Origin of the sequence: Bacteroides sp. BFG-606, from assembly GCF_024788145.1 — a bacterium.
GTDB lineage: Bacteria > Bacteroidota > Bacteroidia > Bacteroidales > Bacteroidaceae > Bacteroides > Bacteroides vicugnae.
Map to the genome: position 1 here is coordinate 1091491 of NZ_JANUIL010000001.1, position 25895 is coordinate 1117385.

The window sequence follows — 25895 nt, forward strand, 5'->3', positions numbered from 1 at the left end:
AAGTATTAGCCTAAACAAAATAAGATGATTGCTCATTTCTGCATCTTTGTGGACCAATTCTGTTTTATTCTTTTGATTCTTATACACAGCTTTTTTAACGGGCATTTATAACAACTACCCCGTCCTAATTCAAGTTCTATTTCTAAATCCCGTGTCCGTTCGTTTAGCTCTATCCACATGCCCCGTAATGCATCCCGCTGTGATTTGGCTTCCCTGTACATTTCGAGTTCCTTGTCGCGTGCCCCTAAGAGAAAAGCATATGCCGAACACACTTCAGATTTACTGATGCAAAGCTGCTCCAAGACTTTCACGTATTCCGGGCTAATTCCTTTCTCCCTAATCTTCAGGAATCCACGGAGACTCTGATCGTTTACGACGGTTCTGTAATCCTTGAAATATGACATGATTACCTGCATATCCACCCAAAGTTGGATATACTCTTTTTCGATACCGTATTTCTTGGCCGCTTCTTCTATGCTAATCCATTCTGACATAGTGTTCGTTTTTTTATGTGTGATACAATGAAAGAGGGATACTCTTTTTATTATATTAGCACAACGGGCATCTACGCTTCCTGCAGTCCGGTGGCGGGGATTGGTCAGATTATATTGGGGTATTATGAATAAACCGACCGGATACAAGAAAGGCGTAGATGCTGTTGCACCATTATCCGTCTATGAGGCTTAGCAATACCCTTCGGAAGATAATGATAACAACAGACACCCACGCCAATCGTTTATATATAACACATCTCTGACGGATATGTTGATATACACCGTTCGCGTGGAGTATCTGCTGAATCACCTCTCTCCTTTAAAACTGCTAATTTTCATAGACGAGAGATAATACGCTTTTACTCCAATAAGAAATAAAACCACTTTCCACCAGTTCCATCACGCTGATGGGCGGAAAGCGTGTGACAAAGATAAATGATTTATTTGGAATATATTGGAAATAAGGCAATAAATACAAGAAGTTTTGCACTGAATGTTTATAAAATCAATGCCTTTGTGGGCATGTTCCACCATATCTAGCAGTTTTGATATAATACCAATGGCATTTGTATTTTGTATCCATTCTTTTGCGCTAAGGCAATAACTGTTCAATCCCACTTTTAATTATGTCGGATTCTACACAATTAAAAGTGGGATTGTTCAGCTTCTCCCAGATACCAAGAAATTCTACAGTGTTTCGATTCCTAAGCCAATTCGGGAAGAAGAATACAAAGGTAAGTACCTTATAATAGAAACAGACAAAAGAAAAACAATTCCGTTAATAAGCTCTCAACCCATAATCGAATCTCATCTTCTTGCTATCTTTCACTTCGATTTTCAACAGATTGCTCCCTTTCCGCAAGTAACGGCTGTAGTCACTGATATTGTATTGATTATATTGCCTGGTCTGCTTTGCTTCCTGCGCAAAGACTTCCACTCCATTCAACCACACTTTTGCTTCTCCGGCAACATTGAGCCACAAAGACAGGTGATTGAAGCCCTTATCTACATTAAAAGTTGCTTCAGATACTATTGTGGAACGAGGGGAACATTCGAAAGGCAAAGAAATCATTTTCAGTTCCTGACCGTTCACACCGACAAGGCGGGTATTCTTGCTTCCATTCTGACTGTCCGCAATCAAAGTAACCGCATTCACGGGGGTGATTTCATACAAACGGTTGTGCATCAGGTGCAATAAGCCTTCCGGTATTTTAGTCACTTTCCGGTCATAAGTAATCAAGCCGTTCACTTCCCCTTCCACATCGGTGGTTTGTGTATAGACTGCCGCACTCAATCCCTGGGCAATCAGCGTTTCCAAATCATATAACAGGCGACCGTAGCTATCAATCAATGCCATTGCCCCGTCGATATTCTTATACCCCCAGTTTCTCATATTCGGATTCCAGATATGCTCCTTGATCGCCCAGCCATAACCGCCGAACTCTCCCAATACGGAAATACGGTTACCGTTATTCTCCGGCAGAATCATGGAAGTGACAGGATAATTATGTACGTCGTACATATCACCTACGCCTCTATCCGTCCACCCGGTCACCCCGTTTATCAGACGTGTATCGTCGTACTTAATCACTTTATTCACGATTTCCACCGTATTGTGCTGTCCCCATCCTTCATTGAATACAACCCAGGTAGTGATACAAGGATAAAAACGGAGACGGTCAATCATCTCGAACATTTCTTTTTGCCATTGGCGGGTATGTTCTTCGGGAGCATTCCAATCGGCAGTAGCCGACGGATTAACGTGTTCCTCTTTCTTCCTTGATGTAGCAAAACCGGATACCATATCCTGCCACATCATCAGACCGAGAGAATCGGCGTAATAATAATATTGTTCCGGTTCTACCTTGATGTGTTTACGGATCATATTAAATCCCATCTTCTTCAACTGCACCATGTCCCACAGCATCGCTTCCTCGGAAGGAGGAGTCAGCAATCCGTCGGGCCACCAGCCTTGATCGAGCGGACCGTATTGGAAGATGGGTTGATTATTCAGGCAAATGCGGTTATATCCGCACTCATCTTTCCGTACATCTACCTTTCTCAAAGCAAAGTAACTCTTTACCTGATCTAAAACACGCCCTCCATTGGATAAGGAAATATTCAGATGATACAGTTTCGGAGATTCGGGAGACCATAAAGCAGCATCCGGAACATCTATCTCAATCGCATCACGCAACTTCTGTTCCACCGTCCTGATTACTTTACCATCATCCAATACTTCTATTTTTACCTCTTCATTGCCTTTAGCTCCGGCTATGTCGAAATTCAGTTTTACAGACTTCTTCTCAATATCAGTGGAAGGAAGCACCTGACGGATATAAGTTTTATCTACCGCTTCCAGCCAGACTGTCTGCCAAATACCCGATACGGGAGTATACCAAATCCCTTCCTGATTGAGTTGCTGTTTGCCACGGGAAATAGATTCCGTATCTGTCGGATCGGTTACAGCTACCTCAATGCTTTGAGGCCCGCTTTTCTTCAAAAACCTAGTAATATCAAACGAGAACGGATTATTCCCTCCTTTATGCGTGCCGGCCAACCGGTTATTCACCCACACCTGACATTCATAATCCACTGCTCCGAAATGCAGGATAGTAGATTTATTCTTCCAGGAAGGATTTAGTGTGAACTCACGTTGATACCATAGTTTATCCGTAGGAAGAAATGTTTTCTGCACTCCGGACAGTGACGATTCAATCGCAAACGGAACAAGGATTTCCCCCTCAAAGGAAACATCCTTCCGGGGCGTGTTCTGATCCGTTACGGCATATTTCCACAATCCGTTCAGATTGATCCATTCTGCCCGTTGCAATTGCGGTCTGGGATAACTTTGCCACACATTTTCCGGCGTCACCTGTTCAGCCCATACTGTTTTGATTTTGTCTCCTTTAGGCTCCCATGCATGGGCAAACACCTGCGACATGGCTCCTAAAGCCAGAGTAAACAAGATTCTCTTATCCATAAGCGTTAGCGGGTTTTATATTCTTTAAAATCTTTCCGTCGATTCTTATTGTAGGTATTCCACATTTTCTGGAAATACAGGACATCGCTCTTGTCTGCCCATTCGAAATAGGCCGTTTCCAGTTCTTTTGCCATTTCAGGATATTTGCCGATCAGGTTGTGCTGCTCGGTACGGTCTTCCTTGATATTGTACAATTCCCATTCATCTCCCTTAAAATTGGCCGAAACCAGCTTCCAGTCACCTTTACGCACCATGCGGTTGCCTTCATGTTCCGCATAGATATACCTTTCGGGCATCTTCTTTCCTTTCACAATCGGGAGGATGGATTTACCTGCCGTGGGCAGAATCGCTCTTCCCTGATATTCTTTCGGATAAGTGGCTCCTGCCAGTTCCACACAAGTAGACATGATATCGGAGAATTGTGCAGGCTGATGATCCAGTCCGCCTTTATTCTTCACATGATTGCCCCAGGAAATGATGCATGGGGTTGAGATACCTCCTTCGTGAGCATAATGTTTATACAGCGTGAACGGCGTGCAACAAACATTCGCCCAGCCTGTGCCGTAATGATGATAAGTTCCGGGCAAGCCCATCTGGTCGAGTTCGGCTCCCGTATGCGTATGATATTCGACTCCGGTCTGTTTGTCGAAACCAAATTCATGCCATTCGGCACAAGCTCCGTTATCAGACATAAACATGATAAATGTATTGTCCAGCTCACCGTTCTTTTTCAACTCATCCACTACCCGTCCGATATTCGCGTCCATCACATCCACCATCGCTGCAAAAATAGACATACGGCGTGCCAAGTCGGTCTGCTGATCTTTCGTCAATGAGTCCCATGCCGGCAACGGATGCGTTTCATCTTCAAACAGACTTTCGGGAACCACGCCGCGCGGACTAAGTTCCGGTTTGCCTTGCATCAGTTTCAGGTCAACAATCCGTTTCCAACGTGCGTCACGAATCTTGTCCCATCCCTGCATATAGAGAGACATATATTTATCAGTCACTTCTTTCGGTGCGTGCAAAGGAAAATGGGGAGCATTATAAGCCAGATACAGGAACAGCGGTTTCTTTTCCTGATGTGCCTGGTCGATGAAGTCAATCGCATAATCCGTTACCACATTCGTTGCATAGAAAGCCCCTTCTTCATAGTGTCTGGGGGTACGGTCTTTCGGCAAACGGGTATATACCGCCGGATTCCAGAAAGAATTGAATCCGCCCAGCAACCCGTAATACTCTTGAAAACCACGAAGAACAGGATTCGACTTGTTCCCCAAATGCCACTTTCCCGACATAGCCGTAAAATATCCGGCATCTTTCAAGACTTCCGCAATCGTGACATTATCCGAATTGGAACGGAATCCCGAATATCCCTTCGGCCATGCAGGGTGACTGCCGTCCATGTGTCCCAGTCCTGTTTGATGGGGATAAAGTCCCGTCAACAGGTTGGCACGGGACGGGCAACTGCGTGCACTGTTGTACATTTGCGTCATACGGACGCCATTCTCCGCCAGTTTATCCAATACCGGTGTATGAATCTCACCACCGAAGCAACCGAGATCTGAAAATCCCAAGTCATCAGCCAGTATAATTATAATATTCGGCTTGTCCTGCGCATAAGCCATCGGAACCAGAGCCAGACTGCCTGCTATCAATAAAGAAGTTTTCATTTGGTTTTATAATTAAAGTTGGGTTTGAATTTACCATTCTCATAGATCATCGGAATCAATCCGGGACGGCACGTCACTTTATACTCTGCCGCCTGTGCCCCGCGTGGATTGAAGAACATGGTAGCCCACCAGTTTCCAGCCTTATCCTGAAAAAGATTGTTGTGTCCTCCTCCCGTGATGGCATTGTAGCGCTCACTATATGGCCCATACACATTATCGGCTGTCGATATGATACAGTCATAACTATAACGTGTTTTCGGCGAAGTCACTCCCTTCTTTTCGATATAGGTATCTCCCTCTGCCGTACGGTGCGACCATATTGCTTGTACCAGATGATACTTGTTATCGTATTTGAAAATAAACGCTCCCTCAATATACGGTTCCGGATCGTATTTCTTCTCTTTCAACGTTTTCAGTTCCTCGGCCAATCCGCTCATATCCGGTTTCATACGGGCGATATAATGGTTGTGCCCGACAAAATAAACTGTGCCGTCCGTATCTTCAAACAAACTTCCGTCGATGTTCGGGAAGATGGCTTTCTCTTTGTTGCCTTCGATATTCTCGTACGGTCCTTCCGGTTTTCCGGTCTTACTGCGCAAAATAAAAGAACCTCTCCCGCCTGCCGACTCATTCATGCAGGCAACGATAAACCAGTTCTTCGCGCTTTTGATATAATGCATTTCCGGAGCCCACACTGCATGAAAGCGGTTGTCCATCGGATCACCGTTGATGGATTTTTTCTGATATTTCTCTCCTGCTTTATATACTTTCGGCTTCTTTTGCCAGGTGCCGTCTTTTTCCATCGACCAGATTTGTCCCATAGCTTCCCACGACTTCATATCTTTGGAACGCCACAGGTACAAACCGTCATTCCAGTCCCAGCAATGTTTCTGTCCCGGAAAATGACGATCGGGGGTAGAGGTAGTTCCTGTGATATAATAATAACCGTCAGGTCCCAACGTAGCCCAGGTGTCCCTCATCCAATAATCAAATGCCGGCTTTACAGATTTCGGAACACGTAGTTCCGGAGCGTTTGTATTTGCCGTTCCATATAACTGCGCTGATGCTGTACAGATGGAAATAAATCCTGTAAGCAAGATCAATCCTAATCGTCCAATCAATTTCATATATTCCTGTTTTATGTTTACGTATTCTTCCTATTTAAGATAGTTAAATGGGTTCTGTTTAAAATGATAGCGTCTTTGCGGAAGAGGCAGCGGGTCCTGCAGACGTAATTCCCATGCCAGCAAGCAGGTCAGAAGTTCCGTTTGAATTTCGCTATATTTCTTCTCGCCAAACAGATTATGAACTTCCGAAGGGTCTTTCTTCAAGTTGTAAAGTTCACCGTTTCCATAATGATTCATCACCAGTTTCCAGTCATCCTTTCTTATCATGCGTGAAGTGCCGCTTTGCGTCCAGGTGTTCAGTTCGTCAAAGTGGGCTATCTTGCCGGGAGTCAATGCGCCTTCCTGTTCGAAAGTCAGGGAAGCGTCCAGTCCGACGTCAGCCCCGCCGAAGCCTTGTTGAACCACTATACTGGAGAATTCTTCTTGGGGATAAGCCTTCCCGGTCAACATCGGCCACAAGCTACGTCCCTGAACGCCTGCCGGTATTTCGGCACCGATGGCAGAGCAGAAGGTGGGGAAAAGGTCGGCTATCGACACGTGGCTATCCATAGGTGCAGGCTGATTCTTGATCTGATAGCCCGCCCATACCATCGGAATACGTGCCAGGCTCTCGGAAAGTCCGGCTCCTTTACGGATTAATCCGTATTCTCCCCAATAATCACCGTGGTCGGAGAGTACAACAAAGATGGTATTTTCATATTGTCCGCCGGCTTTCAATGATTCGATCAATCTTTTGATCTGATCGTCTATCAACCGGATCATTCCGATATAGTTGGCACGGATTCGGGGCAGGTCCTGTTCCAGATTGGGGCAGGATGCATCTTCCAGTTCTGCCAGAATACGGTATTTCTCTCCTTTCTTTGCCAAATCCTTGCGCGATGTCTTCAATACGGGAAGTTTGTCTGGTGAGAACATGGAGTAATAGGGTTCGCATACCTGATAAGGGTTGTGGGGTTCCGGGAAAGATACCCATACGAAGAAAGGATTTTCTTTCTGCTTCTCAATCCATGCCAGTGCTTCGTTCACGATTTTGGTGGGATGCTGCTCTTCCAGGGAGATTGGAGAGGGTTCGAGCCATTGCCCTCTGGCTTGCTGATTCAGGAAACGGGCAGTTTCTTTCTCGGCGGGAGTCGCCTTTTTGTTCTTTCCCCAGTGTCCGTATTCAGACCAGAAGTCCAGGTCGGCAGGTTTCAGGTAAGCATGATTCTTGCCGACCAATGCTGTCTGATATCCGTTTTCTTTCAATACTCCTACCAAATCCTGTTGATAGAAGATGTCGGGGATATTGTGGTTCGTACGTACGTGAGTGGCAGAAGGGAAACGTCCGGTGAACATGGAGCAACGGGCGGGGGAACTGGCAGGCATCACGGTATATGCCTTGTTGAACCATACATTCTCCTGTGCTAGTTGGTCTACATAAGGAGTCACGTCAAGAGGGAACCCCTCTCTGCCGCAGAGATCGGCACGCTGCTGGTCGGTCATGATAACCACAATATTCGGTTTACCGTTCTGCGCTGTGACCGACAGAGGCAATCCCTGTATAGCTAGTCCTGTGATACAAAAGAGTGTATTTTTCATATTTGCTTATTTTAATCTTATAGTCTTTTATTCAAAACGGTGTACAATCATGGAACCGACTTCATATCATGTCCCATCGTCACAAAAATTTTCTGCATACCTTCCATATCCTTAATCGCCGCATCCGGACACACATCAAACGTGTGATCCTTTTTCTGACTTTTAGAGTTTCACCTTGCAAATGTGGTCTTTTCTATCCAAGAAAAACAGAAAAATAGTATTTAATACCTGCAATCATGTATAAAAATCAGTTGTCGGGCAACAAACTGAACATTAATACTGTCCGTTTGAACAATCCTACGACCGTCCAAAACAAAAAAAGACGTATCTTTGGTCGTGAAAATTAATCAGAAAAGCCATGAGAACCACATCACTTAAAATCATCCTCTTATTTAGTCTCGTGCTCTTAAACATAAACCTGTCTACGGGACAGATACAATATACCAACATACGTTTCAAACAGTTAAGTATAACCGAAGGACTTCCGCATAACACCATTAATGCAATCACACAGGACAATCACGGATTCATCTGGTTTGGTACACGCAACGGCTTGTGCCGGTTTGACGGTTATAATATCAACCTGTTCGCACACAATGAAGCCGACAGTACCTCACTCTGCCATGACTTCATCACCCGTCTGTACAATGACTCACTCCGCAACGTTCTATGGATCTCTACCGATCAGGGCATCTGCAGCTATGACTACCGGACGGAAGATTTTACCCGTTACCGGATCAAAGGGAACACCAAAGATGATGTTTGTTTCCTGAACACCAGCGACGGTATGCTCCTGGCGGCCTGCAGCAACGGACTCTACCGTTACAATGAACAGGACAGCCTGTTCGTCCCTTTCCTGCTCAATGAAGAGAAGCCCCATGTGAGATACCTCGCAGAGGACGGAGACAAAACCCTGTGGATAGATACCAACAAAGGACTGATGCGATACAGTCTGGAAAAGAAACAATTCGTTTCCCTCCCTACTCTCATCCAGCCTTTTGCACAACAATGTAACAATGCTGTCCTGATCTCGTCCAACCAGCTTTTGTTGAATACTAATAGTGATTTCTTCGTCTACCACATACAAAGCAACACCCTGTGTAACCTCTCGAAAGACCTCGAAGTGAAAGATTTCCGGTGTGCGTCAACCGACTATACCGGAAATATATGGGTAGGAACGGAGTACGGCATCTTCGTGTTCAACAAACTCTACCAACTGATTGCGCACTACGAACAATCCGAACGGGATTTAAGTGCCCTGAACGATTCGCCCATTTACAGTCTTTATCAGGACAAGGCACATAATATGTGGGTGGGAACCTATTTCGGAGGAGTCAACTATTATATATTCGGCTCCGACCAATTCCAGATATATCCTTACGGAAGCAGTTTCAACCATTTGAGCGGAAAAGCTGTCCGCCAGATTATCAATGCTCCGGACAACGGCCTGTACATCGCTACGGAGGATGGCGGATTGAATTACCTGAACAGTAAAAAAGAGATTACCCGCGCCGAACGGCTTCACAAACAGATGCAAATCTACGCCAAGAACATACACTCTCTATGGCTCGACAAAGATAACAGCCTATGGCTCGGACTGTTCCTGAAAGGAGCTCTTCACTATATACCGCATCTGAACCGTACGGTGAACTATAATCTATTGTCGGAAGAGGTCTCGTCCGGCTTCTGCATCATCGAAGACAAAAACGACCACGTTTGGTACGGAGGTCCTTCAGGCTTGTTCCTGATCGACAAGAAAAAAATCAATGCCCGTCCGGAAAAGGTCTCACCGCTGCGCGTCTTCAATCTGGTACAATTCAATGACAGCATACTTTGGGCAGGAACCCGAAAAGGCAGTATGTTCCAGATAAACACCCGTACACTGAAAGTTACCTCGCTCCCTATCTTACCACACACCGATCTCTATGTAACCTATATCTACCCCGATTCGCACCAACGGATATGGATAGGGACAGACAACAACGGGCTTTATGTATCAGACCGCAACGGCAGCATCATCGCTTTTTACAGCAAAGAACAGTTGGGTTCCAACGCCATTAAAGGTATCATTGAGGATGAAATGAGTAATATCTGGGTAGGAACCGGAAACGGACTCTGCTGTATCAATCCCCAAACAAAAAATATAGACCGGTATACCACTGCCGACGGATTGCCCATCAACCAGTTCAACTACTCCTCCGCCTGCAAGAAACCTGACGGAGAACTGTATTTCGGAACCATCAACGGCATGATTTCTTTTTATCCGGAACAGGTACGCTCCGTCAATCCCCATTTCAACATTGCCCTGACTGCTATATGGAGCAACAGCGAATATATGTCACCCAATAATGAAAAGGCGTCCATCCCTTCCTCCATCTCCGAGCTGACAGAGATTACCCTGACACACGACCAGGCCCAATCCCTGCGTCTCGAATATTCCGGACTGAATTATCAATACACCTACAACACCCAATATGCCATGAAAATGGAAGGTATCGACAAAGACTGGCAGTTTGTAGGCAACCAGCATCAGGTACGTTTCTCAAACCTGCCTTCAGGAAGGTATATCTTAAAGATCAAAGCCAGCAAAGACGGCATCCACTGGGATGAAACGGGACAAAAAGACCTTGCCATCAGAATCCTTCCTCCCTGGTGGCTCTCATCGGGAGCATACCTTGCCTATGCGCTACTCTCCCTGTTAATCATTTACGCCGCATACAGATATACCAAAACACGTATCATCCTGCTCATGCGACTGAAAACAGAGCATGAACAGCGTGTCAACATAGAAAACATGAACCAACAAAAGATCAATTTCTTCACATACATCTCCCATGACCTGAAAACACCGCTAACCCTGATTCTGTCACCTCTTCAACGGTTGATCCAGCAGCCACAGATCAACAACAACGACAAAGAGAAGCTGGAAGTCATCTACCGCAATGCCAACCGGATGAATTATCTGATTAACGAATTACTGACGTTCAGTAAAATCGAAATGAAGCAGATGCATATCAGCGTCCGCAAAGGAGACATCATGCATTTTCTGGAAGAGTTGTCTCACATCTTCGACATCGTAGCCGGAGAACGGGAAATAGACTTTATTGTCAATCTGGAAGACACCGAAGAGGAAGTATGGTTCTCGCCTTCCAAACTGGAACGGATTCTTTATAACTTGCTCTCGAACGCATTTAAATACACACAACCAGGAGGATATGTCAAGTTGAGCGCCAAACTGATAAAAGAAGAAAAAGAGACATTTGTGCAAATCTCCGTGAAAGACAGTGGTAGAGGCATCCCTAAGGAAGCCCAAGAACAAATATTCGAAAGCTACTACCAGGTAGAGAAGCGTGACCACCGCGAGGGATTCGGACTAGGACTGTCGCTCACCCGTTCGCTCATCCACATGCACAAAGGGGAAATACGGGTAGAGAGCGAAGTCAACAAAGGTTCGGACTTTATCGTCACCCTGAACGTATCGGAGGATGCCTACGCACCCGACGAACGCTCTTCCGAAAACATCACGACCGAAGAAATACAAAAATACAACCAGCGAATCAAGGAAACAATCGAACTCATCCCCGAAAAGCTGACCAACAAAGAGAAAGACTCCGGCAGAGAATCTATCATGATTGTGGAGGATAATAAAGAAATGAATGATTACCTCGCCAGTATATTCGGCGAGAAATACGACATCATACGTGCCTACAACGGAGCGGAAGCCTGCAAGAAGATAGCCAGACAACTGCCGAATCTGATTATATCGGACTTAATGATGCCGGTAATGGACGGACTGGAATTCACGGAACGCGTCAAGCAAGATGTAACGACCAGTCATATCCCCGTCATCCTCCTGACTGCCAAGACGGATGAAAACGACCATACAGAAGGCTATCTGCGGGGAGCGGACGCCTATATCACCAAACCTTTCAACGCCAAGAACCTGGAGTTGCTGGTACAGAATATCCAGAAGAGCCGGAAACAGAATATCGAGCACTTCAAACAGGCGGAGGAACTGAACATCAAGCAAATCACCAATAATCCACGGGATGAGGTGTTTATGAAAGAACTGGTAGAGCTGATCATGGCGAACCTCACCAAGGAAGATTTTGGAGTAACTGAAATCACAGCCCATCTCCGCATCAGCCGTAGTCTGCTGCACATGAAACTGAAATCACTCACGGGATGCTCCATCACACAGTTTATACGTACCATCAAGATGAAGGAAGCCAAAACCCATTTACTGAACGGCATGAATGTTTCCGAAGCTTCATTCGCTGTCGGTATATCAGACCCGAACTACTTTACAAAATGTTTCAAAAAGGAATTTAATATCACTCCGACAGAGTTTCTCAAGCAATTGAAGTAATTCGCCGGAACTGGCACTTGTAAATCTCCTTATACTCTACAAAGTTTGAAAAAGAATATGTAACTTTGTAGTAATTATGAGTGAAAGTCAGAATATTGAATATAAGGAATCGTGGAGAGACGAATATCTAAAGTGGATTTGTGGTTTTGCAAATGCACAAGGTGGACGTATCTATATCGGTATAGACGATAACCAACAAGTGGTTGGTGTAGCAGACACCAAACGACTGATGGAAGACATTCCTAATAAGATCGTTAACTACCTGGGCATTGTAGCTGATGTAAATCTTTTGCATAAAGAGGATAAAGACTACATCGAGATTGCCGTGCAACCGTGTAATTTGCCTATCGCTTATCACGGTATATATCATTATCGCAGCGGTTCTACCAAACAGGAGTTGAAAGGTGCAGCCTTGCAACAGTTTTTGCTTCGCAAAATGGGGCATTCGTGGGATGATATTGAAAACGAAAGAGCTACATTGGATGACATCGACCGCCAAGCTATTGATTTCTTTTTGCGTAAAGCCGTCGATGCCGGACGTATGCCAGTAGATTCATTGAATGAAACTACGGAAAAAGTACTCTCTAATCTGAATCTTATCGGTGGGGAAGGTAAGTTGCGCAATGCTGCTTTACTTCTATTCGGCAAAAATCCTGCAAAGTTTTTCACCAGTGTACAATTTCGTATTGGGAGGTTTGGTCGTGATGAAGCCGACCTGATGTTTCAAGATGTAGTGGATGGAAATATCATTCAGATGACCGATCGCGTGATAGAAGTATTGAAATCCAAGTATCTCATTTCACCTGTCCATTATGAAGGATTGCAGCGCATTGAACCTTTAGAAATTCCAGAAGATGCATTGCGGGAGAGTTTATTCAATAGTATTGTGCATAAGTTGTACACGGGAGTACATATACAAATGAAAGTGTATAATGACCGCATCCGCCTTTGGAATCCGGGGACACTTCCCGAAGGTATGACTATCGAACAATTATTAGGTGACCACGCTTCACAACCCCGGAATCGCCTTATCGCCGAAACTTTTTACCGTGCCGGATTTATTGAATCATGGGGACGAGGTATTCATAAAATTTATGAGGGTATGACGAAAGCAGGGCTCCGCAAACCGGAGTTTATAAATGAAGCCGGTGGCGTTACACTTATCATATATAGACCTAACAGAATTAAGAACGATGACCCTTTAAATGATCCTTTAAATGACCCTTTAAATGACCCTTTAAAACTATCATCATTAGAGAAAGATATATTAAAATTGATAGTAAAAGATAATCAGTCAACATATGATAATTTAGCCATATCTTTATCTGTTTCCAGTGCTACGATCAAGAGAGCATTCCGCAACTTAAAAGTGAATGGCTGCATTATTCGAAAAGGCTCGAAAAAGATAGGTTATTGGATGATAACAGAAAAAGGAAAATCTATTCTAAAGTAGAGTCGTAAGCTAATTTAAGCGATATAAATTTAACAGAATGTCTAAAAATATCACCGGTAATCAGCCTGCAACATCGTTGATTCAGCTAATTACCGGTGACAGATAGACACCTATAATCGACTAATACCTATTCTACCATTCCTGGAAGCGTAAATCGGCTTCCGGATTCTGACGACGAATCAATTCTTCATTGACTTGATAAGTAACACCGCCTTTCGTGTATTTATAAGAAAGTGTAAACTTAGGCTGTTTCCCTACAAATTCCAGTGATTCGGCTGCAGGATCTAATGTGGCGGATGCATCTGCGATAGCGACACTTCCCCCGGCTTCGATAGTTACACTTCCATCTGAATTGACTGTCAGATTCACCGATTCATTGTTTTCCAACGTTTGTCCGAAGCCCGGTCTGCGTACCTTGTTTCTGCCTAATGAAACAAAGTCGCGGGTCATATTCTGACTCAAATCCTTGTTATTGTATTCAGTCACCTGCTGGGTGGATAAGTTGGTTACTTTCCCTTTCACAAAGTAGGTGCCGTGATACTGGCTGACAAACTTGACAACTACAATACTGTAATCCTTCAAATTGCCATTCACGTCGGTACTTACTTCATCCTGATTGTGATCGACCAACCGGAAAGGGATGGCATAGTGTTTATCCAAAGCGGCATCATCGTTATAAAAAGCATCGGAGAAAGTCACTTTCACATCTGCGATTGCCAGGTTCGGGTTGCTGATCGTCATCTTGTTCGGATCAGCCAACTGATAATAGTTTTCCGGCATTAGTGTCAAGCCCGTACCATCCAATAAAGACGGATCGATCTCGAACGTAGCCCAATCATCGGTATGCACTTCTCTTTTGCCACCAATGGCCACTCCTACCTTTATCGACATATCTGTGTCGGCTACCAGTGTCCGCAAAGGTTTCTGCGAAGCAAAGTACACCGTACTCTTATCGTAGTCCTTTTCATAATCATCATAACAAGCAGTCATCAGAACGCTTATCAGCCCTATCCATAATATATTTAGTTTCTTCATTGTAAATAAGTATTTATATCAACCACATGTTATTCCCAACCCTGATTATTAATTAGATTCTTATTCTTTTCCAGCTCTGAATATGGCAGTGGAGTGAAATAGTTTTTCACTTCATATTTCCGTTGCTCCACCTTCTGTACTTTGAAGCTGAATGTACCGTCTTCATTGCGGGTGACGGCAACTCCTTCCACCTCTTCGTTCAACGGCAATACCCAGCGCCGCATATCAAAATAGCGATGATTCTCGAAAGCAAACTCCAAGCGGCGTTCATTCTGAATCAGCTTTCTGAACGAATCCTTACTTTGAGCTACTTCATCCAGATAAAGATCAAAGTTAATGCCTCCTGCCTGCAAACGGATCGTTTTCATTATTTCATAAGCAGAATACAGACAGCCCTCCCCTTTCACCGTCGGGTTGCCCCATGCCTCATTGGCAGCTTCGGCAAAGTTAAGAAGAACTTCCGATTTCCGTAATAAAGGATTGTAATGAACCGAACTTAACGTCTGGATCGGATTCAGCATAGCCGATTTCTTGGATACGAATTTAGCCAGGTAATAACCGGAACGTGTAGCATTCTCACTAAACGACGGAGAATCTTTTCCACCCTCGGACATATCCAGTGACTGACCGGAATCACCAAATGTAGCACTGTGGTAATAAACATTCAATGCAAAACGATTATCCAGTATGGCATAAAGCTGCATCATATCAAAGTCTGGATCAGACAAGTCGATACCCGAACGGACGTCAGTTGCCGGATAACCGTTCTTCGTATAAAAAGCCTTTACCAGATTATGAGAAGGAGTGGCACGGGCACTTCCATAATAGAACGGCGGGAAATGAAAACCTTCCAGCAGGTTATTATTAAAATACCTGCGGAAAGCATAATCGGAACTTTCCGTCTGGACATCGGCTATGGAAGAAGCCGTGACAGGAACAAAAGTACCGAAACCTTCCATACCCAGAATCTTATTAATCTCTTTAGCTACCGCTTCCCATCTTGCCTGATAAACTGTTGGGTTCAGTATTTCGAATTGTCCCATACCGGTAATCTTTGTCACGTCATCATCCTGCATGGCTGGGCTGGCGCTATATAAAAGCGCACGGCTTTTCAGAACAGCCGCAGCAGCTTTCGTGGCACGCCCGATTTGTGTATTACCAAACTCCAGGTCATCTCCCTGATATGCGTTCGGCAACAGTTCGATGGCATTATTCAAATCGTTTACAATAAAATTGACTGTTGCCTGATATGTAGGGCGGAGGAACTCACCATTCTGCGCAGCTTCTTCCTGCGAGATAAAATGATCTGCCAACGGAATACCCAATGCTTTTCCGTTCTTACCCTTTCCACCGTACATCTTCAATAGTTCGAAATGCCACCATGCACGCAGGAAATACGATTCACCTTTCAGACGTAACTTGATTTGCTTGTCCACTTCCGGATCGGTACGGTTGTACTGCACCTGGTCGGTCAAGCCGTTTTCGAGGAAAGAGTTTACATAATTCAGCATGTTGTATGCATTGCTCCAGTTTCCAATCGGATTGTTAAACGCTGTCATACCGCCCATGCTTAATTTATAGACAGAAGAGCTACGCAAATTGGTCATTGCATTATCAGTAGCACAATCCAGAAAGTTATCTTCGAAGCAATCCGGACGGTTGGCTATGCCATTATAAGCTTTATATAGTACGCCTTGAGCAAGCTCCGGAACTCTCCATGTATCGGAGTCTCCGATCTGCCACGTCACCTTGGTATCCAATGTGTCGTCACAAGCACAAAAGAGAAACAGACCTGCTAAAACGCAACTTCCTAATATATGTTTCATATTGCCATCTATTAATTGTTCAAAATTAAAATACAAAAGAGACTCCACCTGTAAAGCTACGTGTCACCGGATAGTTGGTCACACCGGCATTCAGCAGTTCAGGATCCAGATCCTTCACGGAAGAAAGCACGAACAAGTTGGCACCACGGGCAAAAACCTTGATCTTTTTCACCACCGAACTCGGAGAGAACTGATTGAACGTATAGCTCAACTCGACATTCTTCATACGGAAGAAACTTGTATTCTCCAGCCAAAAGGAAGAATTACGGAAGTTGTTCTCACCGGCAGTTGTTGTCAGACGAGGATAGCTTCCGGTCGGGTTGTTTACCGGATGGTAACGGTCTAATGCCAGTTTGGAGTATTTACTTTCTCCGTTGTTCCAATAATAGGCATTCGTTGCCCAAGTGTGAACACCCAGTTCGGAGTATCCCTGAAGATACAGCCCCCAACCTTTGTAGCTTACGCTGAAGTCAATACCCAGTGTAGTACGCGGGAATGAGTTTCCAAGTTCTTTCACATCACGACCATCGATAACCTTATCACCGTTCAGATCCCGGTAGGCAATGTCGCCCTCCTGATAATCGGCAAATGTCTGGGTTGCATGTCCGTTGATAGCTACGTCCTTACCAAATAATCCTTCGGCAACCAATCCCATCATAGCATCGGTAGAGCGTCCTACGGTGTAGCGGTATTCTTCACCATGTTTCACCTGATTCCATTTCAATACTTTGTTCTTTGACCATACGAAATTGGCTCCTACCGAATAAGACCAGTCGTTGACGCGGTCGCTCCAGGTGAACATTCCTTCTATACCGTGATTCAAGACAGAACCCATGTTATCCTGGTAAGTAAAGTTGCCTGTATAATCCCCGTAAGATGCATCGACAGAACCGATGATGTCTGTATGTTTTTCACGGAAATAGTTTATTTCGGTATATAAGCGGTTGTTCAGGAACAGACCTTCCACACCGATGTTCCATTCTGCCGCCTTTTCCCATTTCAGGTTCGGATTGCCTGCACGGACAAAAGTAGAATAGTAAGCCGTAGCACCGTTGTTCGTTGTTCCGAATCGGAAACTGCCGTCTTGTGCCCAGGCACGTTCATACAATAAATGTTCCGTGCTTCTGTCATATCCCAGAATACCGGCACTGGTTTTCAGTTTCAGGAAGTTCACGTATTCATTGTCTTTCAGAAAATCTTCATTGCTTAGAATCCAGGCAAGCCCCCCCCGCAGCCGAGAAGAAATATTTGTTTCCCGGTTTGAAACGGTTGCTTCCCATCAATGCCATGTCGGCTTCCACAGCATAACGGTGGTCGTACATATAGTTCAGGCGCAATGCGTAGTTGGCATTGATGATGTCTTGGGTTACTCCCTGATTGGTTGTTTTCGAGTACATATAAGTCAGGCGTGCCGATACATCGTGTTTTTGATTGAATGTATTCTCATAACCGGCAAAAGCATTCCATCCCAATGTCTGTTGCAGGGTAGTCGACTTCCGGCTTTGTGAAGTGGCTACATCTGTTTTCTTCATCTGGGTGTACATGATTTTTTCCTCACCGGCAAAGTCACGGTATGTCTTGATGGCATACGTCGGATAGACTTTGCTCAAGGAAAGTTGCAGGTAATCATAGTTGTCGAAAGAGAGGAAAGCTCCGGCTTTCAATCCTTTCGTCAGCATATCAAGATCAAATTTCAAACCGATATTGGTCTGGCTACGCGTATAGCGTTCGTCTGTATATCCTCCGTACATGGTTTCCGCATAAGCATTCATCGGCTGCCGGAGGCTTGCACCGAACAAAGGAATCCCGTCCGAACCGCCTGCCAGTCCGGTTTCTTCCGTTGACATTGTCAGAGGGTATTCATTCGGGCGGTGAGTAGACAAGGCCGTAAATACCTGTCCACAGTCCAGTTGTCCCCATTTGCGCATTTCCATACGTCCGGCAACGTCTGCGGATATAGTCAGGAAATCCGTTACGTTAAAGTCGAGGTTTCCGCGAAGCGTCAAGCGGTTCAGTTGTGGAGTATAGGCAACGTCTTCAAATCCGCTACCTCCTACATATCCGGCAATCAGTGCGTAACGCACTCTGTCGGTACCTCCCGTCATATCGAATGATACTTTCCGGTAATTGGCATTCTTATTCAACAACTGATCATATAAATCAACGTTCGGGTATAACAGGTCATTGGCTCCTTTGGAGTTTTTATATCCTTCCAGTTGCTTTTGGTTATAGTAAGGAGTCATCCCGTCATTGGCACGCGCTTCATTATACAGATTAGCATACTGATAGGAATTCAGGAAATCCGGTGTGCGTGTCATCTGCACCACTCCCACCTCGGCAGTGGCATTATAAATACGGCGGTTGGCCTTTCCTCTGCGGGTAGTCACCCAAAGTACTCCATTCGCTGCACGTGCTCCGTAAAGAATCTTAGCAGTGGCATCTTTCAGCAACTCGATACGTTCAATTTCTTCAGGAATCAAATCCGCAACCGGACGTTCCACACCGTCGATAATAACAATAGCCGTATTTTCCGACATACCGTGCTGGCCACGGATATATAAATCAGGCGTATTATTTCCCAATCCGCTGACCGTAGAGCGGACCTGCAAACCTAACATTTTACCTTGCAGCATATTCGTCAAAGTCAAATCCGGAAACGTTCCGAACTGCCCGTTCTCCAGTACACTCGTTGCACCTACTTCATTCCCTTTATATGTCTTTCCGCCATCGGCTCTGTTCACCAAGGATTCTCCGGTCAGAAACAGAGGCTCTTTCTTCAGGACAATCTTTTCAGGAACGATATTGCTACCTGTCAGTTTATACACTTTATCCTCGTATCCCAAAGCTTCGATCATAACGGTTGCGTCATTCTCCACTTTCGTCTGAAAACGTCCCTTTTCATCTGTATATAGAACGACTGCACCTTCTCCACAAATGATAGAAACATTCTTCAGCGGACTACCTTTCTCGTCGGTAACAATAGAAACTATTTCCACCAAAGGCTTCTTCGCCGACTTTCTCTTTGATTTATTTTGTGCGAAAGTCAGGCTAGAGCCAACGATAAGGACAAATATGAGCCCTATCAGTCTTATATATCTAATCTTGTTTCTCATATACTTTTCTTTATTTTAGGTATCACCATCCGGGGTTCTGTTGAAGATTATCCAAAGCCGCCACTTCATCCATCGGCAACGGATACCAATAATTACGCTTGTTAAACGTCCGCACGGCTGTCTTTACCGGAACATACTCATAGGTGAAGTCGGTCAACTTATAAGTGCAGGCTTTTTCCACTTTCAACTGGTCGGCGGTATAAGAATGGTTGATCGGGGTAGCTTTAACGCCCATAATCGGATATTCACCCTTAAACAAGTCTTCAGCAATCATCCAACGGCGAATATCGTACCAGCGGTGTCCTTCGAACATCAATTCCACACCGCGCTCCCGACGATAAGCTTCTCTAAAGTCCACTCCATCCGGCAGTTCACCGATTCCGGCTCTTACACGGATTTTATTCAATGCCTGACGGGCCGACATCGTACAACCTGTCACTATTGCATCCGGATCACCTGTTGCTTCGTATGAAGCCTCTGCCATATCGAGGTAAACCTGTGAAACACGAATGTATACAGCCACCAGACGATATAATTGGAAACCTGCTTCGCCAAACAAAGGCACACTTGCTTCCGGCCAGATAAACTTCTTACACATATATCCGGTCTGCTGGGAACCTCTCGTAAACTGGTTGGTAGAAATGAAGTTCTCGGAATAACCGCCCGAATAAGTGGTTACATAATAAGGAACACCCTGCAAGTTCTTTCCCCACTGTTCACCGGGGACAAGGATATTGTTAGTGAAACGAGGATCTCTATCCGAGTATGGATCGGTAGTCTTCACCGCATCATAACCGGAACGCGGATCAGTGATCGGATAGTACTTACCATCAGTTCCCATGCGTTCGTACATATCTACCGCATTTTGTGTCGGAGCATTATAAGGAGTACCTTCGGCACCGGTCTTGTTATCATAAGGTTGTGTCAACCACTGCGCTCTGACAAAAGCCGACCAGTTACCGTGATGCCAGCGCAGAAACCATAAGTATTCCGGTTGTGCGAATTGGTTGGAATTAGGCATTAACTGAATACTGCGATATTCGTCATGATTCATCAGGCGATAATATTCGTGGCTTTCGATAGCGTTGATAGCCTTCTGCGCACTGCGGGCAGCCTCGGCAGCCATTTCTTTTCCATATCCTTTGTTTTCAATGGTATTCAGGTCGTTCTGCATCAAAGGACTGGCCGCATAAAGCTGCGTCATTGCTTTTAATGCCATAGCACCTACTCTGTCAGGCCGACCGTGCTCTACATCCGACCAACTTAATGGCAAATATTCAATGGCTTTATCCAGATCAGTCTGCATCCATGCATTGGATTCCTGATAAGTTTTACGGGGAAGATCGAAGTTGTCTGATGCTCCCCAAAGCTGGTCAAAGATAGGCATTCCGCCATATCGTTTGATGATTTCAAAATAGAAGTAAGCACGCAGGAAGTGAGCCTGTCCCAGCAATTTTCTTTTCTGGTCTTCGGTAATCGATTTCACCTGGTCGACTCCGTTAATCACACGGTTCACGATACGAAGTCCGGTATAGGCACGCGAAATAGCACTTTTGAAATTCGCTCCATCACTTTTACTTCCTATTTCGAAACGTGTACTCGCATTCTCCAGCCAGTTGCCTGCATTGACAAACTTCGACGGGTCATCATCACGGACAGATGCATATTCATCGGACAAATTACCTACCGTTACATACGTATTTGAATAGGAGTTGATGCCATGTGTGAAGATCAATATATCACCATTCAGAAAAATGCGGTCCATGAACCCTAACAAGCTGTTATAGTCTTTATAAACATCATCTTCGGAAAGTCCGTCATCAGGGGAACGGTCCAGGTAGTCCTCACAACTTCCGAAAAACAACCCCAGCATAATGATCCATATCCAATTCAACTTATGTCTTCTCATATCAGTAAATTTAAAGTGTCTCATAATCCTAATCTAAAACCAATATTATAACGTCTCACCATCGGATACACATTCTGTCCCGAATGCTCCGGGTCACGACGTGAATCGCCTTTCGAGAATGTCAGCAGATTGGTACCGTTGATATATATCTGCAGCTTTGTCAGATGCACAGGTTGTAACCAGCGTTTCGGAATCTCATAATTCACTTCCAGATTCTTCAGACGAAGATAAGCATGGTTGGTATACGTATAAGTACTGCCCACCGAGTTATAATTTCTCTGTACATGAATACTAGGGCGGACGGCTCCGCTCTGAATCGGGGCATCGGCTGTCCATGTGTTCAATGTATTGGGTTGAGCTTTGATGTTACCTGCAGGGAAATCCCACAAGTAAGACGGTATCGCTTCCTTATAAACATCCATGGCACTGTACCACAACATATTGAATCCAAATCCTTTGTAAGAACCTCCCAGCGTAAATCCGAGGGTAGTTACCGGATAGTTCAGGTCTTTCATCGGAACCATATCTTTAGCATCGATCATACCGTCTCCGTTGTAATCAATGTAATACAAGTCACCGGGAATCAGTGTGTTGTGTGCACCATTGGCAATGGTAGACTGCGCCGAGTTATAAATGTCATCCAACGACTGGAAGTTACCTGTTGCCAGGTACTTGTTGACGTATCCGATTGATTTCCCGGCTTTCTTCAGATATTCACTCTGATTCTTCGGGTCGTCAATAAAGACGACACGGTTCTCGCTAGTTGCAAAATTAAACTTTGCATAATAATTAAACTTTCCGATACGATCGTTCCAAGTAACATCCAGTTCGAAACCATGATTTTTAGTTTTACCCAGATTCACCTGCGGGAAAGCAATACCACTGTCCGCCCAAGACGGAATTGTATTACGAGTCATCAGAATATTATTTCGCTTTTCATCGAACAAGTCCAACGTAAAGTTCAATTTGCCCCACAAACCTATCTCAATACCGATATTCTGTTTAACGGATTCTTCCCAGGTGGCATCCGGATCGGCCAGTTTGCCTTCTTTATATAAAGGTCCCCAATTACTGGTCTGGTATTTACCGAACTGTGCGTTATCGGAGAGTTGCTCGAATTTCTGAATATAGTTGAAACGGGTAGCCCCTTTATCATTACCCACCACACCATACGAATAACGCACTTTCAGGTTGGTCAGTATTCCTTTGGTCCATTTCTTCACCCAAGGCTCTTCACTGATACGCCAACCGATAGAAGCGGACGGGAAGAAACCGAAGCGATGTCCCGGAGCAAATTTTTCCGAGCCGGTATAAGCACCGTTAAACTCGGCCAGGTAACGTTCTTTGAAGTTGTAAGTCACACGACCCACCCAATCTTCTTCGTAAGCCGGGAAGTTCATGACGGCCACATTATCACTAGTCGACTCGTTCATCTTACGGTTGAACACAAACAAGGCACTTACATCATGGTCGCCAAACTGACGGTTGTAATTCAATGCCACTTCATAATACAACTTACGTCCGTAAGCCTTGAATCCGTCATAAGCACCGCCGACAGGTAAATCTCCAGGGGCGTTTTCATCCGGATAGCGTTTCTCCGTATAATTATAAGTAATGGTTCCATCGGGATTGTAAATAGGATTGGCATAATCATACACACGATTGATACGAATATGCGTACGTTGAGCAACCAAATCATCTTTACCCAGAATCTTACCCGGCATAATCTGGGTACTCCATGATGAAGAAGTGGTATAAGACAAGGATGCTTTCAATGATAATCCTTTAGTGACAAAGTCCAGTTTCTGATTCAGGATCACATCATAGAAACCTTGATGTTGCTTAATGTTACGACTCCCCCCTTCTGTCATCAGACAGACAATGTTCTGATCGGAACTTAACCCGTCTCCCCATATTCCATTGCTGTATTTAATCGGAAACTCATTACTCGGAGCCGTGAAGAACGTTCCGAAAAAGCGTTCATCCGGAGAATCGACATTCTCATAATAAGAAGGTTGATTCTGATACCCCATCTTACCGGCTACATTAAATGACAGTTTGGTAGTATTCGTTATATTGAAGTCGAAATTACTACGCCAGTTATAGCGGCGATAGGAGAAGGAAGGATCAAATTCCTCCTGTTTGGTCGTATTAAAGATATCACCGTCATGCAAATAACCCAAAGAAACGAAATAACTCATTTTCTTTGTACCACCTCGTACATTCAGGTTGTAGTTCTGCTCGTAACCTACATTCTTTACCATTTCTTTCCACCAGTCCACTTGCGGGAAAGCATCATTGTAAGGGCCATAATTTCCGGTAGCATACGCATTTTCCCATGCAGCAATGGTAGATTCGGGAACCAGTGCCCCCCAGTTGGCATCATTCGCCTGGGCTCTGTTATACTGTTTCATGGAAGTCACATAATCCGCCCATTCGGGAGCGGCAGACGGTTGCTTGAAGCCAAAGTTGGCAGTGAACGAAATCTCCGGTTTCTGTTCCAGTCCCCGCTTGGTGGTAAGCAGGATAACGCCGTTTGCACCTTTCACACCGTAAACCGCAGTGGCCGAAGCATCTTTCAATACAGAGATGGATTCTATTTCATTCACATCGACATCGTTGAAATCACGCTCGATGCCGTCCACCAGTACAAGCGGCGCAGCTTCTCCCCAAGTGGACTTACCGCGAATCAACAAAGAGGCCTGATCGGCTCCCGGCTTCGAAGTGGAGTTGATGGCAACCACACCGGGCATCTGACCTTGCAAGGCTTCGGACACAGAGTTCACGCTACCTACCTTTAACAAGTCGTCTCCCTTTGCCGTAGCAATGGAACCAACGCTAGATACCTTTTTCTGAACACCATATCCTACCACTACCACTTCCTCCAACGTTTCCGCATCTTCTCCCAAAGAAATGACTCCCAGCGTCGTCTTATTCCTTAAATCCAGTTCCAGAGTTTTATAGCCCACATAAGAAATGACAAGTATGTCTCCTTTCGATGCTTTCACGGAAAAATTACCGTCAAAATCAGTAATCGTACCGCTGCCTGTACCTTTCACGCGAACGCTGACACCTATCATCGGCTCACCGGATAGTGCATCCTTCACTTGTCCCTTCCAATAGATTTGTTGTGCATGTACGCTCAATGTACAAAGCAAAAAGCAACAAAGACAGAAGAAAGAAAAATAAAGTCTGTTCCTTTTCATAAACATTATTTTTAACTGTTAACAAATTCTTTATCTCATAGCACAAATTAAGCGGGAAAATCTTCAAATGAAAGGGAAGAATCTCCTTAAAACCCGTACAAATGTGCAAAATAGATTTCTCTACTACATTTCTGAACAAATCATTTCCACATTGGCTTTATGACGTGATCTTTGTCTACGGTGATGCTATATACGCCGTCATTTCCTTTCTCCAGCATAAGCGGAACAATACGCGTTTTACGAGGTTGCACCGTGGAGTCCGAACGATGGACATGATAGACATAATAGTATTTTCCATCCAACCCCTTAAACACATCTCCATGTCCCGATCCGTTTTCTCCTACGAGACTACGATGTATGATCGGACTGTTCGGATGTTTCTTCCACGGACCAAAAGGGGAAGAAGCAGTAGCATAGCCCACCGAGTAGTCAATATTCATAAAATGATTAGCAGAATAGAACAGGTAATACACTCCGTCCCATTTCATAACCGTCGGTCCTTCCATTACTGGTGCGGACTTGTAATTCGGAGTCTTTTCCCAAGGCTCCGTGCAGTCCATACATTGTTTCAACGTTTCCGGTTTGATGCCTCCCTTCTTCATGTCAAACTCGGCTACCCAAAGGTAATTTCCTTTATTAAAACGAACATGATACAGGTAGTATTTCCCATCATCATCCTTAAACAGGAATGAGTCGATATTTTTGGCGGAAGCGTCTATCGGTCTGACTTCTTTCTGACGGAAAGGACCGAATACCGATTTTGAAGAAGCAATCACCGTTTGCTCATTGGCGGTATAAGTGAAATAATAGGTTCCTTTCTCCTTAAAATATTGAGGTGCCCAGAAGCCTTTTTCACCGTACGTACGGTCACCTTTCCGAAGAATCAGTTGCTGGGAACTGCCGTCGGGAACCGTCCAATGCTCCAAATCGGTCGATTCGAGGATGGAAAAGCCCAACGGTTCCTGGTTGCGCGTACCGGTGAGGTAGTACTTTCCATTTTCCACAAAGATAGTGGGGTCGGCAAAAGATATTTCTTTCCAATCATCAGCCTGCAGTTGGGAGACAGATATGAATGTCGCTCCCAAAGCAAGTGTCATTCGTAAGAGGATTTTATTGAATGTATTCATCA

At 44.7% G+C, this 25895-nt stretch carries 12 protein-coding genes and 1 pseudogene; 2 read left to right on the top strand and 11 right to left on the bottom strand.

Going from position 1 to position 25895, the window contains the following annotated elements:
• Nucleotides 1-32: 32 nt before the first annotated feature.
• The 5 genes from NXV01_RS04105 to NXV01_RS04130 form a co-directional block, all read right to left on the bottom strand.
• Nucleotides 33-494: a hypothetical protein gene (locus NXV01_RS04105; protein WP_148367780.1), complete on the bottom strand. Its 462-nt coding sequence runs from the start codon at nt 492-494 to the stop codon at nt 33-35.
• A 778-nt stretch (nt 495-1272) separates the two neighbouring features.
• Nucleotides 1273-3477 carry a glycoside hydrolase family 2 protein gene (locus NXV01_RS04115; RefSeq protein WP_148367781.1) on the bottom strand — a complete coding sequence of 735 codons (2205 nt, stop codon included), beginning with the start codon at nt 3475-3477 and terminating at the stop codon, nt 1273-1275.
• 5 nt (nt 3478-3482) lie between these two features.
• Entirely contained in the window at nt 3483-5150 is a 1668-nt protein-coding gene (locus NXV01_RS04120) for an arylsulfatase (protein ID WP_259021773.1), read from the bottom strand.
• Nucleotides 5147-6277 carry a family 43 glycosylhydrolase gene (locus tag NXV01_RS04125; RefSeq protein ID WP_148367782.1) on the bottom strand — a complete coding sequence of 377 codons (1131 nt, stop codon included), beginning with the start codon at nt 6275-6277 and terminating at the stop codon, nt 5147-5149. The genes NXV01_RS04120 and NXV01_RS04125 overlap by 4 nt, the downstream gene beginning before the upstream one ends.
• Before the next feature lie 30 nt (nt 6278-6307).
• Entirely contained in the window at nt 6308-7855 is a 1548-nt protein-coding gene (locus NXV01_RS04130) for a sulfatase (protein WP_259021774.1), read from the bottom strand.
• 358 nt (nt 7856-8213) lie between these two features.
• On the opposite strand from NXV01_RS04130, the gene NXV01_RS04135 reads away from it, so the two are divergent.
• Nucleotides 8214-12224: a hybrid sensor histidine kinase/response regulator transcription factor gene (locus NXV01_RS04135; RefSeq protein WP_195648728.1), complete on the top strand. Its 4011-nt coding sequence runs from the start codon at nt 8214-8216 to the stop codon at nt 12222-12224.
• A 76-nt stretch (nt 12225-12300) separates the two neighbouring features.
• On the top strand, nt 12301-13677 hold the full coding sequence (locus NXV01_RS04140) for an ATP-binding protein (protein WP_148367785.1): 1377 nt from the start codon (nt 12301-12303) through the stop codon (nt 13675-13677).
• 132 nt (nt 13678-13809) lie between these two features.
• On the opposite strand, the gene NXV01_RS04145 is transcribed toward NXV01_RS04140, so the two are convergent.
• The 6 genes and pseudogenes from NXV01_RS04145 to NXV01_RS04170 all read right to left on the bottom strand — a co-directional run bounded on the left by NXV01_RS04145 (nt 13810) and on the right by NXV01_RS04170 (nt 25893).
• Complete coding sequence (locus NXV01_RS04145) at nt 13810-14712, bottom strand: BT_3987 domain-containing protein (protein WP_148367786.1); 903 nt, start codon at nt 14710-14712, stop codon at nt 13810-13812.
• Nucleotides 14713-14741: 29 nt separating this feature from the next.
• Nucleotides 14742-16538, bottom strand: coding sequence for a RagB/SusD family nutrient uptake outer membrane protein (locus NXV01_RS04150; RefSeq protein WP_148367787.1), 1797 nt, complete (start codon nt 16536-16538; stop codon nt 14742-14744).
• A gap of 25 nt (nt 16539-16563) precedes the next feature.
• Nucleotides 16564-19651: pseudogene (locus tag NXV01_RS04155) on the bottom strand (SusC/RagA family TonB-linked outer membrane protein).
• Nucleotides 19652-19673: 22 nt separating this feature from the next.
• Nucleotides 19674-21560, bottom strand: a complete 1887-nt coding sequence (locus NXV01_RS04160) for a RagB/SusD family nutrient uptake outer membrane protein (protein WP_148367789.1) — start codon at nt 21558-21560, stop codon at nt 19674-19676.
• Nucleotides 21561-21580: 20 nt separating this feature from the next.
• Entirely contained in the window at nt 21581-24766 is a 3186-nt protein-coding gene (locus NXV01_RS04165; RefSeq protein ID WP_259021775.1) for a TonB-dependent receptor, read from the bottom strand.
• A 140-nt stretch (nt 24767-24906) separates the two neighbouring features.
• On the bottom strand, nt 24907-25893 hold the full coding sequence (locus tag NXV01_RS04170; RefSeq protein ID WP_195648723.1) for a glycoside hydrolase family 43 protein: 987 nt from the start codon (nt 25891-25893) through the stop codon (nt 24907-24909).
• Nucleotides 25894-25895 lie beyond the last annotated feature (2 nt).